Source organism: Enterobacter sp. 03-F-07-AD-ECC (assembly GCF_047530935.1).
GTDB classification, from domain to species: domain Bacteria; phylum Pseudomonadota; class Gammaproteobacteria; order Enterobacterales; family Enterobacteriaceae; genus Enterobacter; species Enterobacter cloacae.
Genome location: NZ_JBLKBZ010000040.1, coordinates 1 through 15,672, shown reverse-complemented (window position 1 = coordinate 15,672; position 15,672 = coordinate 1). Strand labels below are relative to the sequence as shown.

At 53.9% G+C, this 15,672-nt stretch carries 13 protein-coding genes and 2 tRNA genes; 11 read left to right on the top strand and 4 right to left on the bottom strand.

Features of this window, described 5'->3' with window-relative positions; genetic code table 11:
• The first annotated feature begins 14 nt into the window (after positions 1-14).
• Together ACMWKA_RS24965 and dkgB are read left to right on the top strand one after the other, a co-directional pair.
• A tRNA-Asp gene (locus ACMWKA_RS24965) sits at positions 15-91 on the top strand.
• Positions 92-254: 163 nt separating this feature from the next.
• Entirely contained in the window at positions 255-1,058 is an 804-nt protein-coding gene (gene dkgB, locus ACMWKA_RS24960) for a 2,5-didehydrogluconate reductase DkgB (RefSeq protein WP_414760686.1), read from the top strand.
• A gap of 29 nt (positions 1,059-1,087) precedes the next feature.
• Here the strand turns inward: dkgB and yafC are convergent, their stop codons facing one another.
• Entirely contained in the window at positions 1,088-1,993 is a 906-nt protein-coding gene (gene yafC / locus ACMWKA_RS24955; protein WP_038982956.1) for a DNA-binding transcriptional regulator YafC, read from the bottom strand.
• 104 nt (positions 1,994-2,097) lie between these two features.
• On the opposite strand from yafC, the gene ACMWKA_RS24950 reads away from it, so the two are divergent.
• The 3 genes from ACMWKA_RS24950 to ACMWKA_RS24940 all read left to right on the top strand — a co-directional run bounded on the left by ACMWKA_RS24950 (position 2,098) and on the right by ACMWKA_RS24940 (position 5,058).
• Complete coding sequence (locus ACMWKA_RS24950; protein WP_029882849.1) at positions 2,098-3,273, top strand: MFS transporter; 1,176 nt, start codon at positions 2,098-2,100, stop codon at positions 3,271-3,273.
• A gap of 137 nt (positions 3,274-3,410) precedes the next feature.
• Positions 3,411-4,208 carry an endonuclease/exonuclease/phosphatase family protein gene (locus tag ACMWKA_RS24945; RefSeq protein WP_013095684.1) on the top strand — a complete coding sequence of 266 codons (798 nt, stop codon included), beginning with the start codon at positions 3,411-3,413 and terminating at the stop codon, positions 4,206-4,208.
• Between the two features lie 76 nt (positions 4,209-4,284).
• Entirely contained in the window at positions 4,285-5,058 is a 774-nt protein-coding gene (locus ACMWKA_RS24940; protein WP_414760685.1) for a class I SAM-dependent methyltransferase, read from the top strand.
• A 49-nt stretch (positions 5,059-5,107) separates the two neighbouring features.
• Here ACMWKA_RS24940 and mltD read toward each other — a convergent pair whose 3' ends face one another.
• Together mltD and gloB are read right to left on the bottom strand one after the other, a co-directional pair.
• Positions 5,108-6,472, bottom strand: coding sequence for a murein transglycosylase D (gene mltD, locus ACMWKA_RS24935; RefSeq protein ID WP_013095686.1), 1,365 nt, complete (start codon positions 6,470-6,472; stop codon positions 5,108-5,110).
• A gap of 68 nt (positions 6,473-6,540) precedes the next feature.
• The gene (gloB, locus tag ACMWKA_RS24930; protein ID WP_029882852.1) at positions 6,541-7,299 is read right to left on the bottom strand and encodes a hydroxyacylglutathione hydrolase; all 759 of its coding nucleotides are present in this window, start codon (positions 7,297-7,299) and stop codon (positions 6,541-6,543) included.
• A gap of 32 nt (positions 7,300-7,331) precedes the next feature.
• Between gloB and ACMWKA_RS24925 the strand changes: the two genes are divergently transcribed.
• Positions 7,332-8,048: a class I SAM-dependent methyltransferase gene (locus tag ACMWKA_RS24925; RefSeq protein ID WP_029882853.1), complete on the top strand. Its 717-nt coding sequence runs from the start codon at positions 7,332-7,334 to the stop codon at positions 8,046-8,048.
• On the opposite strand, the gene rnhA is transcribed toward ACMWKA_RS24925, so the two are convergent.
• Positions 8,049-8,516: a ribonuclease HI gene (gene rnhA / locus ACMWKA_RS24920; protein WP_013095689.1), complete on the bottom strand. Its 468-nt coding sequence runs from the start codon at positions 8,514-8,516 to the stop codon at positions 8,049-8,051.
• Between the two features lie 64 nt (positions 8,517-8,580).
• Between rnhA and dnaQ the strand changes: the two genes are divergently transcribed.
• The 5 genes from dnaQ (at position 8,581) to ACMWKA_RS24895 (ending at position 15,485) form a co-directional block, all read left to right on the top strand.
• Entirely contained in the window at positions 8,581-9,312 is a 732-nt protein-coding gene (gene dnaQ / locus ACMWKA_RS24915) for a DNA polymerase III subunit epsilon (RefSeq protein WP_013095690.1), read from the top strand.
• A 130-nt stretch (positions 9,313-9,442) separates the two neighbouring features.
• A tRNA-Asp gene (locus ACMWKA_RS24910) sits at positions 9,443-9,519 on the top strand.
• 477 nt (positions 9,520-9,996) lie between these two features.
• Complete coding sequence (locus tag ACMWKA_RS24905; RefSeq protein ID WP_414760684.1) at positions 9,997-12,996, top strand: Ig-like domain-containing protein; 3,000 nt, start codon at positions 9,997-9,999, stop codon at positions 12,994-12,996.
• A 2-nt stretch (positions 12,997-12,998) separates the two neighbouring features.
• Positions 12,999-13,874 carry an ABC transporter permease gene (locus ACMWKA_RS24900; RefSeq protein ID WP_013095723.1) on the top strand — a complete coding sequence of 292 codons (876 nt, stop codon included), beginning with the start codon at positions 12,999-13,001 and terminating at the stop codon, positions 13,872-13,874.
• A gap of 9 nt (positions 13,875-13,883) precedes the next feature.
• Positions 13,884-15,485 (top strand): gamma-glutamyltransferase family protein, encoded by a 1,602-nt coding sequence (locus ACMWKA_RS24895; protein WP_045901791.1) that lies wholly within the window; start codon positions 13,884-13,886, stop codon positions 15,483-15,485.
• The last annotated feature ends 187 nt before the right edge of the window (positions 15,486-15,672 follow it).

Below are 15,672 nucleotides of genomic sequence, written 5' to 3'. Positions count from 1 at the left end.
CAGCAGTCTTCGGTGGAGCGGTAGTTCAGTCGGTTAGAATACCTGCCTGTCACGCAGGGGGTCGCGGGTTCGAGTCCCGTCCGTTCCGCCACTTATTAAAAGCCCTGAGTTAACGCTCAGGGCTTTTTTCTTATCTGCTTCCCAATTATTGCTAAATCAGCAAAAATCCTCTGCGTTTTACGACCTTTTTCAGCATAACGCCAGCAGCGATAATCTTCCTCAGTTAACGAACATTACGAATAACGAGGAATGACATGACTATCCCTGCATTAGGCCTGGGCACTTTCCGCCTGAAAGACGACGTTGTTATCGCATCGGTCAAAACCGCCCTTGAGCTTGGCTATCGCGCAATTGATACCGCGCAGATTTATGAAAATGAAGCTGCGGTTGGCCAGGCGATTGAAGAAAGCGGTGTACCGCGTAACGAACTGTTTATCACCACCAAAATCTGGATCGAGAACCTCAGTAAAGACAAGCTGATCCCAAGCCTGAAAGAGAGCCTGAAGAAGCTGCGTACTGACTATGTCGATCTGACCCTGACCCACTGGCCATCTCCGAATGATGCCGTTTCTGTAGAAGAATTCATGCAGGCGCTGCTGGAAGCGAAAAAGCAGGGCTTAACCCGTCAAATTGGTATTTCGAACTTCACCATTCCGTTGATGGAAAAAGCCATCGCTGCCGTTGGCGCAGAGAACATTGCCACCAACCAGATTGAGCTCTCTCCTTATCTGCAAAACCGCAATGTGGTGGCGTGGGCCAAACAGCACGGCATTCACATCACTTCTTACATGACGCTGGCATACGGTAAAGCGCTGAAAGATGAGGTCATTGCACGTATTGCAAATAAACATAACGCAACGGCTGCACAGGTGATCCTGGCCTGGGCGATGGGCGAAGGTTATGCCGTTATTCCATCTTCAACGAAGCGTGAAAACCTGGCCAGCAACCTGTTAGCTGTTGATCTCCAGCTGGATGACGAAGACAAAAAAGCGATCGCTGCCCTGGAGTGCAACGATCGCCTGGTGAGCCCGGAAGGTTTAGCGCCAGACTGGGATTAATATTGACTTACCCTCTGTACGCTTAACCCTCACACAGCTCCTTCGGGAGCTGTTTTTATATGCTCGCTCAGAAAGTCGATAAAGGCACGGATACGCGTGCTCACCGCTCTGTCGCTGTAGTAAACCGCACTGAAGGGCATCTCTACCGGCAGACGCTTGTCCGCCATTAACTCCACGAGCTCACCGCGCGCAATTTCTTTATCAATCATGTAATCAGACAAACAGGCGATCCCGTTTCCTTCAAGACACAGCTGCTTCAGCGTTTCCCCGCTGTTGGACGACAACCCGCAGGTGATCTCATGCAACTGACCGTCAGGGCAGGCGACAGGCCAGGTATTCAGTGATACTGGCTCGGTGAAACCCAGGCACAGATGCTGCTTCAGCTCTTCAACGGTTTCAGGTTTGCCGTGTTCAGCGATGTATTGTGGTGAGGCGATGATTTTACGGTAGCTGGCAAACAGAGGACGCGCGCGCAGGCTTGAGTCCGTCAGGGTTCCCGCCCGGATCGCCACATCGACTTTACGTTCGATAAGATTGATAAAGGTCTCGGAGGAGACCAAAGAGAGCGTCATCTCCGGATAGCGTTCACGGAAAGGTTTAATCAGCGGCATCAGAAAGTGCAGAACCACCGGTGTGGCCGCATCAATACGCAATAGCCCACGCGGTGTGCTGCGCGTTTCCATGATCTCGGTCTCTGCTGCAGCCATCTCCTGTAAGACAGACTGCACCCGGCGGAAGTATCGTTCACCTTCTTCCGTCAGGCTCAACTGCCGCGTCGTGCGGTTGAGAAGACTCACCCCAAGCTTCATCTCAAGCTTTTTCACCGAGCGGCTTACAGCAGAGTTTGCCTGCCCTAACTGCTCTGCCGCGCGGCTAAAACTGCCACTTTCGACGACGGCGACAAAGATTGTCAGCTCTTCCGAGGTTGCTTTCATTGTTGCACCACCTGCAAAATTCTATTGAGATTTTGACCATTTTTGTTATTTAACCACTGGCGCATACTGCCTGTCATCTTAATCCTGATGATACGGAGTATTTTATGCCACTGGCGCTACTTGCCCTGACGATCAGTGCCTTTGCAATTGGCACGACCGAATTTGTTATCGTAGGACTGGTTCCTACCATCGCTAACCAGCTTGCTATCTCATTACCTTCAGCCGGGCTGTTGGTCTCCATCTATGCTTTGGGTGTCGCTGTCGGCGCGCCCGTCCTGACGGCATTAACCGGGCGATTCCCGCGTAAGCAACTGCTGGTCGCGCTGATGGTGCTCTTCACGGCCGGCAATATACTGGCCTGGCAGGCGCCGGACTACACGACGCTGGTCATTGCCCGCCTGCTGACTGGCCTTGCTCATGGGGTGTTCTTCTCGATTGGCTCCACCATTGCAACCAGCCTGGTACCCAAAGAGAAAGCTGCATCAGCCATTGCTATTATGTTTGGCGGATTGACCGTCGCACTGGTCACCGGCGTACCATTAGGAACGTTCATCGGGCAACATTTCGGCTGGCGTGAAACCTTCCTCGCCGTTTCTTTACTGGGCGTGATTGCACTGGTGGCCAGCCTGCTGTTGGTACCGTCGAATATTCCCGGCCGTACAAGCGCAAGACTGAGCGATCAGATTAAGGTGCTCACACATCCTCGTTTGCTGCTCATCTATGCCGTTACGGCGCTGGGCTACGGCGGCGTGTTCACGGCATTCACCTTCCTCGCTCCAATGATGCAGGATCTGGCCGGCTTCTCTCCTGCAGCGGTAAGCTGGATTTTACTGGGGTACGGTATCTCTGTGGCGATTGGCAACATCTGGGGAGGTAAGCTCGCGGATAAGCATGGTGCTGTACCAGCGCTTAAGTTTATCTTCGCGGCACTGGTGATTCTGCTGATGCTCTTCCAGTTCACGGCATCGATTCAGTACGCCGCGCTGGTAACGGTACTGGTCATGGGCATCTTTGCCTTTGGTAATGTACCCGGCCTGCAGGTCTATGTGGTACAAAAAGCCGAACGCTACACGCCAAATGCGGTGGACGTGGCTTCTGGTCTGAACATTGCCGCCTTCAACATTGGTATCGCGATCGGCTCTATCGTTGGCGGGCAGACGGTGGAACACTTTGGATTAACCCAAACCCCGTGGATTGGTGCCGTTATTGTGCTCGTTGCCTTCCTGCTGATTGGTCTGAGCGGACGCCTTGATAAACCCTCTCGCGTAGCGCTTGGTTAAACCTCAGTAAGTGCTTGCTTACAAAACTGGAAAGAGGTTTCTCAGTAATTGCGTTGAAAGTGTGACCTAAAATCCCTATAACATTAGAACCAGTCCGTTTTCCGGGCTGGTTCATGTTACAGAGGTTGTTTCCAAAAGTGCGAAAAAATACCTATGCCATGCGTTATGTTGCCGGAATGCCCGCGGAGAGGATCTTGCCTCCCGGGTCGTTTGCGAGCATCAGCCAGGCATTACCTGCCGGTACACCGTTAAGCAGCGATGAAAAAATTCGGGTGCTGGTATGGAATATCTTTAAACAGCAGCGCGCGGATTGGTTATCCGTCCTCAAGAACTTTGGTAAAGATGCCCATCTGGTTCTGCTGCAGGAGGCGCAAACCACGCCTGAGCTGGTAAGGTTTGCGACCACTAACTATCTCGCCGCCGACCAGGTGCCCGCATTTGTATTGCCGCAACATCCCTCTGGCGTGATGACCCTTTCTGCCGCGCATCCGGTTTACTGCTGCCCGTTGCGCGAACGCGAGCCTATCCTGCGACTGGCAAAATCGGCGCTGGTGACGGTCTACCCACTGCCTGACACGCGGCTACTGATGGTCGTGAACATCCATGCGGTAAACTTCAGTCTGGGCGTGGATGTGTATAGTAAGCAGTTACTTCCTATTGGTGACCAGATAGCCCATCACAGTGGGCCTATTATTATGGCCGGGGATTTCAATGCCTGGAGCCGTCCACGCATGAACGCGCTGTATCGCTTTGCGCGGGAGATGTCGCTGCGTGAAGTTCGTTTTAGTGATGACCAGCGCAAGAAAGCGTTCGGTCGTCCTCTCGATTTCGTTTTCTATCGTGGTTTGAGCGTGCATGACGCCTCTGTTCTGGTCACTCGCGCCTCCGATCACAACCCGCTACTAGTGGAATTCAGTCCCGGCAAACCTGATTAATATGGTGAGTCAGGTCTGCCGTGGGGCAGGCCGGTTGAGTGCTGCCCTTTACTTTAACCAACGCAAGGACAGTACAATGACAACAACACACTCTCAACACGACAACGTCGAAAAACAGTTTGGTTCCCAGGCAAGCGCCTATCTGACCAGCGCCGTACATGCTTCTGGCCGCGATCTGGTGCGTCTCGGCGAGCGTCTCTCGGCGTTTCCGCAGGCGACGGTGCTGGATTTAGGCTGTGGAGCAGGGCATGCCAGCTTTACAGCAGCGCAGCATGTGGCTCAGGTTACGGCGTATGATTTATCCAGCCAGATGCTGGAGGTAGTGGCGGAGGCGGCAAAAGCCAAAGGGCTCAACAATGTCGATACGCGCCAGGGCTATGCCGAATCCTTACCTTTCGAAGAGGCGTCGTTTGACGTTGTTATCAGCCGTTACTCCGCGCACCACTGGCACGATGTCGGCCAGGCATTACGGGAAGTCAAACGCGTGCTGAAGCCGGGTGGAATCGTCATCATTATGGACGTCATGTCTCCGGGTCACCCTGTACGGAACATCTGGCTGCAGACGGTTGAAGCGCTGCGTGACACCTCGCACGTGCAGGATTATTCCAGTGGGGAGTGGTTAACGTTTATCACTGAGGCCGGTTTAATTTCACGTTCACTGATAACCGATCGCTTACCGCTGGAATTTAGTTCGTGGATCGCCCGTATGCGCACCCCGGACGCGTTAAGCCAGGCCATACGGTTGTATCAGGACAGTGCTTCCTCAGAGGTGAAGGCCTACTTTGAATTGCAGGATGACGGTTCGTTTACCAGCGATACCATCATGATTGAAGCGCAAAAAGCGAAGTAAAAAAAAGCACCGAGGGGAATCGGTGCCTTTTTATCTTTGTATCGTGTAATCAGGAGTCTGGCGTGGCGCTGTTTTTCACAAACAGTGTCAGCTGGTCGCCTGGTTGCAGATTGTCAGTATCATTATTCCAGCGCATCACATCCTTAATGTTCACGCCGTGTCGTTTTGCGATACTGGACAGTGAATCGCCTTTACGCACGCGATAGGTAATGCTATCGCTGTTATTGGCGAGACGCTGTGCGCTGCTACCCGCACCCACCGTCAGTGTCTGACCCACTCTCAGGCCTGAGCTGCGCAGGTTATTCCACTGCTGCAGATCTTTTGCTGTCACGCCAAGACGTGATGCAATGCCCGAAAGCGTATCACCGCTACGAACCTTGTAGCTGCGGCTGTTGACTGATGATGCATCCGCAATCAGCGTTGACTGAACGGCGGCAATTTCACCAGACGCTAAAGACTCACGTAACTGTTCAGCATGTTTCTGCGGAACCATCACATACTGTGGGCCACTCGCCCCCAGCGTTGAGCCTTTAACACCCGCGTTAAAGGTTTTCAGTTTACTTACCGACATACCCGTCATATCGGCAACCTGTTGAATATCAACCGGGTTGCTGAGGCGAACGCGCGCCAGTGCACGACTTTCGTCTGGTGTTGGCAGTTGTACACCGTAACGCTTGCTGTTTTTGAGAATATCACTCAATGCCAGCATCTTCGGTACGTAAATCTTCGTTTCCTGTGGCAGTGAGAGCGACCAAAAATCGGTGGATTTACCCCGTGCTTTATTCGCTTTCATTGCCTTCAGTACACGACCTTCGCCACTATTATACGCCGCAACCGTTAACAACCAGTCGCCGTCAAACATCTTGTTCAGACGTTGCATCATGTCGAGAGCGGCTGTCGTGGAAGCGACAACATCGCGACGCGCATCATAGTTACGGGTCTGTTTCAAACCGTAATTTCGCCCCGTGCTCGGAATGATCTGCCAAATACCTGCGGCATTGGCGCCAGACGTCGCGTGTGGGTCAAAAGCGCTCTCCACTATGGGTAGGAGTACCAGCTCCATAGGCATGTTACGTTTCTTAACTTGCCCGGCTATCCAGTACATATACGGCTCTGCCCGTAACGTTACATCGTGGAGATAGCTCTTATTTCTTAAATACTTCTGTTTCTGTTCGCGAATCCGGCTGTTTTCCGGAATTCCCATCTTTAGCTCGTCGCCAATAGAGGTCCACAAGTTTTGATCCTGCGCGAAAGATGTCCCATCGTCCAACCAACGCGCTGAGCTTGTAAACTTCCCTGCTTCCCCTTGACCAGCTGCAGAAAGGCTCTGTGCGTGCTGTTGTACGTTGCTGCCGTTCTGCGACTGGCAACCAACAAGCAGGACAGAGGCGAGTAAGATCGCTTTTGCCTTCATGTGTGTGTCAATAGTTGCTTAAAAGACGAGCGATGATAACGGCGAAATTTTGAAAAGGCAACCCGCAATTATCTGAAGTTATCTTTCTTTGACCTTAACCATGCAAATCGCTGTTCTGGTTGTTGCAATTTTGTTTCTTGGTTAATTTTATTAATTAAATCAATGTCATCTGTTCTAAGAAATAAATTAATTTTACGCTCGTTTTTCAGAATTACGGGTAGTGTTTTTTGGTTTTTTGCACGTAACTCCTTCACTTTCTGATAGTAATCCTGAATCGCACGATCCTCAGGTAAAATGCTGGCAGAAAACTTCATATTTCCTAATGTATACTCATGCGCGCAACAAATTACAGTATCGTCAGGCAGGGCATTAATTTTTTGTAAAGATTGGTACATCTGGGCTGGCGTGCCTTCAAACAGTCTTCCACAGCCGCCAGAAAACAGCGTATCGCCACAAAACAGATAAGGTTTGCTGTAGAAACACAGATGTCCCAAAGTGTGACCTGGTGTAGCAAATACGGAAAACTCCCACTCACGTATGAGGATATTTTTGCCTTCTTCGACTACTTGCGTGATTCCCTTATCTTGTGCCTCTGCCGGTCCGTAAACCACCAGATGCGGGAACCGGGCGCGCAGCTCAGGCACACCGCCGGTATGATCGTGGTGATGGTGGGTCAGGAGGATGGCTTCAGGCTGCCAGCCATTCTCTTTTATTGCCTGCAGAACCGGGGCGGCCTCTCCGGGGTCGACAATGACGCATCGACGCGCGTCATCGACTAAAACCCAGATGTAATTGTCCTCAAAGGCAGGAATACTGATAAGATTCATACATTACCTCTTATAGCGTGGCGGGTGTTTTGATGAAACCGGCAAGGATACCTCAGACTGTCGCAGCACCGGAACGTTGGGCGGAATTGCCCTGGGGTGAATACTATCGCGAGGCATTAGAACTACAGCTTAAACCCTGGCTCGCGAAAATGTATGGCTTTCACCTGCTTAAGATTGGCAATCTCAGCGCGGAAATCAATACCGAAAGCTGCGCTATCTCACATCAGGTCCATGTCTCTCTCGGCGGATCGCCCGTTCAGGTGAAGGCAGACCCTTTACATCTGCCGTTTGCGGAAAAGTCCGTTGATGCTTGCCTGCTGGCGCATACGATACCTTGGTGCAGCGATCCTCATCGCATGCTGCGTGAAGCCGATCGCGTGCTGATTGATGACGGCTGGCTGGTGATAAGCGGGTTTAATCCGCTGAGCCTGATGGGGCTGCGCAAGCTGGTGCCCGTGTTACGCCGCACTCCCCCTTATAACAGCCGGATGTTCACCATGATGCGCCAGCTGGACTGGCTTTCGCTGCTGAATTTTGAAGTGCTCAGCTACGGCGGATTTCAGGTACTGCCCTGGGCCAGAAAAGGGGGCGTTTTGCTGAGTACCCATTTGCCCGCATTAGGCTGCTTGCAGTTTATCGTTGCGCGTAAGCGAACCATTCCCCTGACGCTTAACCCGATGAAGCAGAGCAAAACCAAAACGCCGATCCGCCAGACGGTGGGGGCCACGCGGCAGTACAGAAAACCGTAATCAGGATTCAGGCTGATAGCCCGCGTCCTCATGTGCCGGGTTAGCGGCTGCCGTCCGCGCCAGTTCATCGCAGCGCTCGTTTTCCGGGTGGCCGGCATGGCCTTTTACCCATTCCCACTTAATATTATGCTGGCCCAGCGCCGCATCCAGCCGTTTCCAGAGATCGACATTCTTGACGGGCTTCTTATCTGCCGTCTTCCAGCCGCGCTTTTTCCAGTTGTGGATCCACTGGGTGATCCCCTGGCGCACGTACTGGCTGTCGGTACTGAGCACCACGTCACAATGTTCTTTTAAGGCTTCCAGCGCCACGATGGCCGCCATCAACTCCATGCGGTTGTTGGTGGTCAGGAAATACCCTTCACTAAAAGTTTTTTCGTGCTGACGATAGCGCATAATCGCGCCATAGCCGCCAGGCCCTGGGTTACCGAGACAAGATCCATCGGTGAAAATTTCTACCTGTTTACGCATCTCTGGTAGACTTCCTGTATTTGAAACGTTCAGTTAAACGATAAGTCTGACATAAATGACCGCTATGAGCACTGCAATTACTCGCCAGATTGTTCTTGATACCGAAACCACCGGTATGAACCAGATCGGCGCGCACTACGAAGGGCACAAGATCATTGAGATCGGTGCTGTTGAAGTGGTGAACCGTCGTCTGACGGGGAACAACTTCCACGTCTATCTCAAACCCGATCGGCTGGTGGATCCCGAAGCGTTCGGCGTTCATGGTATTGCCGATGAGTTCTTGCTGGATAAACCGACCTTCGCGGAGGTGGCGGACGAATTTCTGGATTACATCAAAGGCGCAGAGCTCGTCATTCACAACGCCTCGTTCGATATCGGCTTTATGGACTACGAGTTTAGTAAGCTCCAGCGCGATATCCCCAAAACGAACACCTTCTGCAAGGTCACTGACAGCCTGGCGCTGGCCAGGAAGATGTTCCCCGGCAAGCGTAACAGCCTCGATGCGCTCTGTTCACGTTATGAAATAGACAACACCAAGCGAACGCTGCACGGGGCATTGCTCGATGCCCAGATCCTGGCGGATGTCTATCTGGCGATGACCGGCGGTCAAACGTCAATGAAGTTCAGCATGGAGAATGAATCTCAGCAGACGCAGGGCGAAGCGGGAATTCAGCGTGTTGTTCGCCAGGCCAGCCGCTTGCGGGTTGTTTTAGCGAGTGATGAAGAGCTTCTCAACCACGAATCTCGTCTGGATCTGGTCCAGAAGAAGGGCGGAAGCTGTATGTGGCGTGCGTAAGGCATGCCAGAATGCCTGTAAAATCACCGTTCGGGTGATTTTTGCAGCAAACGATTCAAAACGTGAGAAAAAGCGTTGACGAGTTCAGAGGCAAACCGTAATATGCGCCTCGTTCCCAAGGGAACACAGCGGAGCGGTAGTTCAGTCGGTTAGAATACCTGCCTGTCACGCAGGGGGTCGCGGGTTCGAGTCCCGTCCGTTCCGCCACTATTCAGGCCCACGTTATTTATAACGTGGGCCTTTTTCATTTCTGCGTTTCCTCAATCCTGAATTTCTCTCGTCTACCCGGCCCGTTGCTGTCGTCACGCGGTGAACGGCTGAGTTCCTGTTTAATTTATTTTTTATTAAAAATCTCATTCTGTTATTTTTATTAAAATAATCAATTTGATTTATTATTCTTTTCGTGTAAGTCTTAACCGTTAATTATTCTTTTCCTCCTCCTTCCTTGTTCACTCATTAATAGCTTTTTGATGTCAACTATTCCTAATGCGGCGTAGAGCGTTGCGTGGTTTTTTCCTACCCATATAAAGAGGTCAGACATGATAGTTTTAAGCATCATGTCGATGAACCCTGTGGACATGAATTATCTCAGAAAGGTTTCAACGTAAGGTAGTTCAGGGTGTATCAACAAAAAAGTTTATATATCCACAATTTAGTGAGTGAAATTCACCAAGGACTTTAAGTATGACGGACAATAAAGTCATTTTAGCGGTCAATAACGGAGACGGAAAAACTCGGTTGTTGACCGCAGATGCAGGCCGGACGGTTAAGGTAAAACTTATCCCCGGCAATAAATATTTATTGAAGAATATTAACGACGACTTCGCTCCAGAAAATATTACGCTGCAGCGCGTAGACAAGGCGCTGCACATTATCCAGGAAGGCGATACACAGCCAAGCATAATTATTGAAGATTACTTCAATGGTGATCCTAACAACCCGGTGCTGATGGGCATGGCGGAAGATGGATTACTCTACGCCTATGTTCCTCTGTCGGGCGAAAGCTACGACACCGGCTATCTGATGGCTGACGGCAGCATGTCTCCTGTGGCGTTAGGCGGAGAACCGTTAGGCGCGGGTGGGCCTCTTCTGACGGCACCGGATGACGACAACGACATGCTGTTTGGCATGCTGGGATGGTTTGCACTTGCGGCGGCGGGTGTAGGGGCTGCTTTCGCGCTGTCTGAGATGGACAAGGACGACGGCGATAACCACTCCACGCCTGATAAGCCGAGCATCGGCACCACAATGGATGATGAAGGCTCAATCAAAGGCCCGTTAAAATCAGGTGATACAACCGATGACTCAACGCCGACGCTGACCGGTAAAGGTAAGCCTGGTGACACCATCCATATCTACGATAACGACAAAGAGATCGGCTCCGTTATCGTCGATGATGAAGGCCAGTGGAGCTATACGCCTGATAAGCCACTGGGCGAAGGCGAGCACGAGCTGACCGTCGTGGAAAAAGATCCTGACGGCAACGCGAGTCCTCCATCAGACCCGATTGTCATCGTCGTTGATACGGTTGCGCCAAAAGCGCCGACGATTGAACACATCATGGACAAAGTGGGTAAAACCACCGGTGAAATTCATGATGATGCTTACACCGACGATCCTCAACCGGAAATGAGCGGCACCGGTGAAGCTGGCGCAACGATCGCAATTTACGATAACGGTAAAAAGATCGGCGAAACCACCGTTAACGAGGATGGCCGTTGGTATTTCAAACCGTCCGAAAACCTCACTGACGGTAGCCACAGCATCACGGTCAGCCAGACGGATAAAGCGGGTAACGTCAGCGAACCGTCTGATGAGCGTGATTTTATTGTATTGACTGAACCTCCGGGAAAAGCAGAAACGCCTGAGGTGATTGACAATACCGGTCCGGTAACCGGTCCGCTCAAACCGGGCGATGTGACGGATGACAGTCAGCCTTCTTTCAGTGGAGAGGGAACACCGGGCAATACCATCATTATCAAAGACAATGATAAAGAGATCGGCTCGGTTATCGTCGACGATGAAGGTAAATGGTCATTTACACCTAAGGATGAACTTGCCGAGGGTGAACATAATGTCGTGGTCGTTGAGGAAGATCCGCTCGGCAATGAAGGCGATCCTTCCGATCCGATTCAGATTATTGTGGATACCACGCCGCCAGCCAAACCGGATATGGCCGATGCCCAGGATAATACCGGGCCGATTACGGGCCAGCTGAAAGGCGGTGACGTCACGGATGAAACCCGTCCGGTATTCAGCGGTAAAGGCGAACCGGGCGACACCGTGACCATTTATGATGGTGACGAGGTGCTTGGCACAACCGTTATTGACGATAAAGGCAACTGGACGCTGAAACCAGAGAAACCGCTGGGTGAAGGCGATCACAGCATCACCGTTACGCAGACGGATAAGGCGGGCAATACCAGCGACCCCTCGGAAGCGCTGGAGTTTGAAGTTGACACTACCGCGCCTGATGCTTCAGCAAATGTTCTGAATATTACCGCCGTCGCGGATGACGTAGGCGATCGTCAGGGCAATGTAGCCAGCGGTGACATCACCGATGACAGCAAACCGCTCATCAGTGGTATCGGTGAAGCCGGGAACACCGTCTTTGTCTACACCACCGACTCTTCCGGCAAACACCTGATTGGTACAGCGGTGGTAGGCAGTGATGGCACCTGGAGCCTGACACCAGAAACCCCACTGACGGAAGGCCTGAACAAGCTGACCCTGGAGACGCAGGACCCGGCGGGCAACCGCGTTGCCGGTGAAGCGCCGTCTTACGACATCAATCTGCTGATCCCGGTGAGTACTGCACCGTCCATTAACAGCGTTGTGGACAACGCCGAGCCACATGTGGGTCCGTTGCAGAAAGGTGAATCCACCAACGACACCACCCCAACCCTGAGCGGCAGCGCTGCACCGGGCGACATTGTGTCTATCCTTGACAACGGGAAAGTGATTGGTACCGTCACGGCGGACAGCAACGGGAAGTGGGCGTTCACCCCGGATACCGCGCTGGCGGATGGCAAGCACACCTTCACCGTCACGGCGACTGACGCAGCGGGCAACGCGCGCACCAGCGGCAGCTTCCCGATCGTGATCGATACTGCGGCACCGTCTCCGGCAGAAAATATCGTTATCAATGATAACGTGGGCGACAAGCAGGGGCCGGTAAGTCCAGGCGACACCACCGACGATCAGTCCCCGACCCTGAGCGGCGAAGCTGAGCCGGGCAGCGTGGTGGACATCTATGATAACGACGAGAAGATCGGTTCCGTCATCGTTGATGACGAAGGTAAATGGTCCTATACGCCAGACACGCCTCTGGCTAAAGGCGATCATGAGATCACCACCACCGTGACCGATCCGTCTGGCAACACCAGTGAACCGTCGCCGGGGATCTCCTTCACCGTCGATCCGGATCCAAACCAGGTGACCGTGGGTGAAGTGGTGGATGACCAGGGCCCGATCGTGGGCAACCTGAAGCCAGGCACCGTGACTGATGATGTCCGCCCTGAACTGAGCGGTAAAGGTAAGCCAGGCAGCACCGTGACCATCATGGATGGCGACGATGTACTGGGCTCCACCGTGGTGGATCCGGACGGCAACTGGACCTTCACTCCTGAACAGGATCTGGCCGATGTGCTGTACGTTCTCATCAATCCGAAAATGCGAGGTTAACCATGGCGGAACTGACAACTCAAACCGTTGCGCCGGTTCTGCCCCGCGCGCAGAACCGGGTGCTGAAGAAATTTCTCGCCAATAAAAGCGCGGTGATCGGCGCGGTGATTGTGGGCTTCTTTGTGCTGGTGGCGCTGCTTGCACCGTGGATCGCGCCGTTCGATCCGGTGAAGGCGAATTTCCTCGCGGTGCGTAAAGCGCCCTCGGCGATGTACTGGTTCGGCACCGACGAGCTGGGGCGCGATATTTTATCCCGCATTATCTGGGGAGCCAGAACCTCGCTGATGGCGGGGTGTATGTCGGTGGTCATCGCCGTGGTCATCGGCGTGCCGCTGGGGCTGGTGGCTGGTTACTTTCAGAAGATGTGGGATGGGGTGATCTCACGCGTTATCGAAGCGCTGCTGGCCTGTCCGTTCCTGATCATGGCGATCGCCCTCGGGGCGTTTTTAGGGCCAAGCCTGACCAATGCCATGATCGCCATTGGCCTTTCCGCGATGCCGATCTTCGCCCGTCTCACGCGCGGCCAGGTGATCGCCATTCGCAACGAAGAGTACATCGACGGCGCGCGGGCAATTGGCCTGCCGGATCGCTGGATCATCATCAAATATGTCCTGCCGAACGTCATGTCACCCATTCTGGTGCAGGCCACGCTGGCCATTGCCTCGGCGATTATCGCCGAAGCCAGTCTCTCGTTTCTGGGTCTGGGGCAGCAGCCGCCAAACCCCTCCTGGGGCTCAATGCTTAACACCGCCAAAGGCTTCCTTGAGCAGGCGCCCTGGATGTCCGTCTTCCCCGGCGTGGCGATTTTCCTTGCCGTGCAGGGCTTTAATTTACTCGGCGACGGGCTGCGCGATGCGCTCGATCCGCGCCACGACTAAGGAGTCATGATGACCAAAGCGCTTGATTTTACGTCCGGTTACGCTTCACGACGCCCGCCGATGATGGGCCATAACGCGGTAGCCACCTCGCAGCCGCTGGCGGCGCAGGCGGGGATGAAGATGCTGCAGCTGGGCGGCAACGCCGTTGATGCGGCTGTCGCCACCGCGATGGCGCTGACGGTGGTTGAACCCACCGGTAACGGGATTGGCAGCGATGCCTTCGCCATCGTCTGGGATGGTGAAAAGCTCCACGGCCTGAACGCCTCTGGCCGTTCGCCTGCGAGCTGGCATGCAGATCTGTTCGCTGGCAAAACGGCGATGCCGGAAATCGGCTGGGATGCGGTAACCGTGCCCGGTGCGGTATCGGGCTGGGTGGCGCTGGCGGAACGTTTTGGCACGCTGCCGCTGACCACGCTGGCGCAGCCTGCCATTGAGTATGCGCGTAACGGTTTCCCGGTCTCGCCGCTGATTGGCCATCTCTGGCAGCGCGGTTATAACAAGCTCAAAGACCAGCCGGGCTTTAGTGCCTGCTTCGCACCGGAAGGCCGCGCCCCGCGCGTAGGGGAGATCTTCCGTAACCCGGCGCAGGCGAACTCGCTGGAGCTGATTGCAAAAACCAACGGCGAGGCGTTTTACCGGGGCGAGCTGGCGCAGAAAATTGCCGCCTTCGCCAAAGCGCACGGCGCACATCTGACGGCTGAGGATCTGGCGAACCATCGTGTGGACTGGGTGGAGCTGTTGTCGCGCGACTTTGCTGGCGGTTCGGTGCAGGAGCTGCCGCCGAACGGGCAGGGGATCGCCACGTTGATTGCGCTCGGCATTCTGGAGCAGTGCGGCATTGAGCACCATCATCCGGACTCCGTGCAATCCCTGCATTTATCCATTGAGGCGATGAAGCTGGCGCTGGCGGATCTCGACCGCTACGTGGCGGATGAAGCGCACATGGAGTTTGCGGCTAAAGAACTGCTGAGCGACCATTATCTGAAATCGCGCGCGGCGCTTATCGACCCTGATAAAGCCTCGGATTTTGAGTACGGTTCGCCGACGCAGAGCGGCACGGTCTACATCAGCACCGCAGATGCCAGCGGGATGATGGTTTCGTTTATCCAGTCCAACTATATGGGCTTTGGTTCAGGGATTGTGGTACCGGATACCGGCATCAGCCTGCAAAACCGCGGCTGCGGATTTGTGCTGGATCCGAAGCACCCGAACGCGCTGGCGGGCAGCAAGCGTCCGTTCCACACCATCATTCCGGGTTTTGCGATGGACGGCAACGGCCAGCCGCTGATGTCTTTTGGTGTGATGGGTGGGCCAATGCAGGCGCAAGGGCATATGCAGATGGCGCTGCGCATCATGCTGCACGGGCAAAACCCGCAGGCAGCAATCGACGCCCCGCGCTGGCGCGTGGTGCAGGGCCGGGAGGTGATCGTCGAATCGACGTTCGATCGCAACACCATTGCTGCCCTGCGTGAACGTGGCCACCACATCGTCGTGGAAGATCCGCTCCAGGAGTATAACTTTGGCGGTGCGCAGGTGATTTACCGGATGCCGGAAGGGCACTACGTGGCCGCGACGGAGAGCCGCAAAGACGGGCAGGCACTGGTGAGTTGATCTTTTATCCTCCCTCTCCCGGTGGGTTGAGGGATCCCCATAAAATAATGTCTGCACGGAGGACCCCCTCTCCCTTGAGGGAGAGGGGTGGGGTGAGGGGGAACATATGGCTGTAGAGGTCATTCCGTTCACTTTATGTTCCTTGCTACTCTGTAACGGCATGACTTGTGAACGTTCCAGGGCGGCT

Coding starts and splice junctions, on each gene's coding strand:
- dkgB (WP_414760686.1), top strand. CDS start 255: ATGACTATCCCTGCATTAGGCCTGGGCACTTTCCGCCTGAAAGACGAC.
- yafC (WP_038982956.1), bottom strand. CDS start 1,993: ATGAAAGCAACCTCGGAAGAGCTGACAATCTTTGTCGCCGTCGTCGAA.
- ACMWKA_RS24950 (WP_029882849.1), top strand. CDS start 2,098: ATGCCACTGGCGCTACTTGCCCTGACGATCAGTGCCTTTGCAATTGGC.
- ACMWKA_RS24940 (WP_414760685.1), top strand. CDS start 4,285: ATGACAACAACACACTCTCAACACGACAACGTCGAAAAACAGTTTGGT.
- mltD (WP_013095686.1), bottom strand. CDS start 6,472: ATGAAGGCAAAAGCGATCTTACTCGCCTCTGTCCTGCTTGTTGGTTGC.
- gloB (WP_029882852.1), bottom strand. CDS start 7,299: ATGAATCTTATCAGTATTCCTGCCTTTGAGGACAATTACATCTGGGTT.
- ACMWKA_RS24925 (WP_029882853.1), top strand. CDS start 7,332: ATGAAACCGGCAAGGATACCTCAGACTGTCGCAGCACCGGAACGTTGG.
- rnhA (WP_013095689.1), bottom strand. CDS start 8,516: ATGCGTAAACAGGTAGAAATTTTCACCGATGGATCTTGTCTCGGTAAC.
- dnaQ (WP_013095690.1), top strand. CDS start 8,581: ATGAGCACTGCAATTACTCGCCAGATTGTTCTTGATACCGAAACCACC.
- ACMWKA_RS24905 (WP_414760684.1), top strand. CDS start 9,997: ATGACGGACAATAAAGTCATTTTAGCGGTCAATAACGGAGACGGAAAA.
- ACMWKA_RS24900 (WP_013095723.1), top strand. CDS start 12,999: ATGGCGGAACTGACAACTCAAACCGTTGCGCCGGTTCTGCCCCGCGCG.
- ACMWKA_RS24895 (WP_045901791.1), top strand. CDS start 13,884: ATGACCAAAGCGCTTGATTTTACGTCCGGTTACGCTTCACGACGCCCG.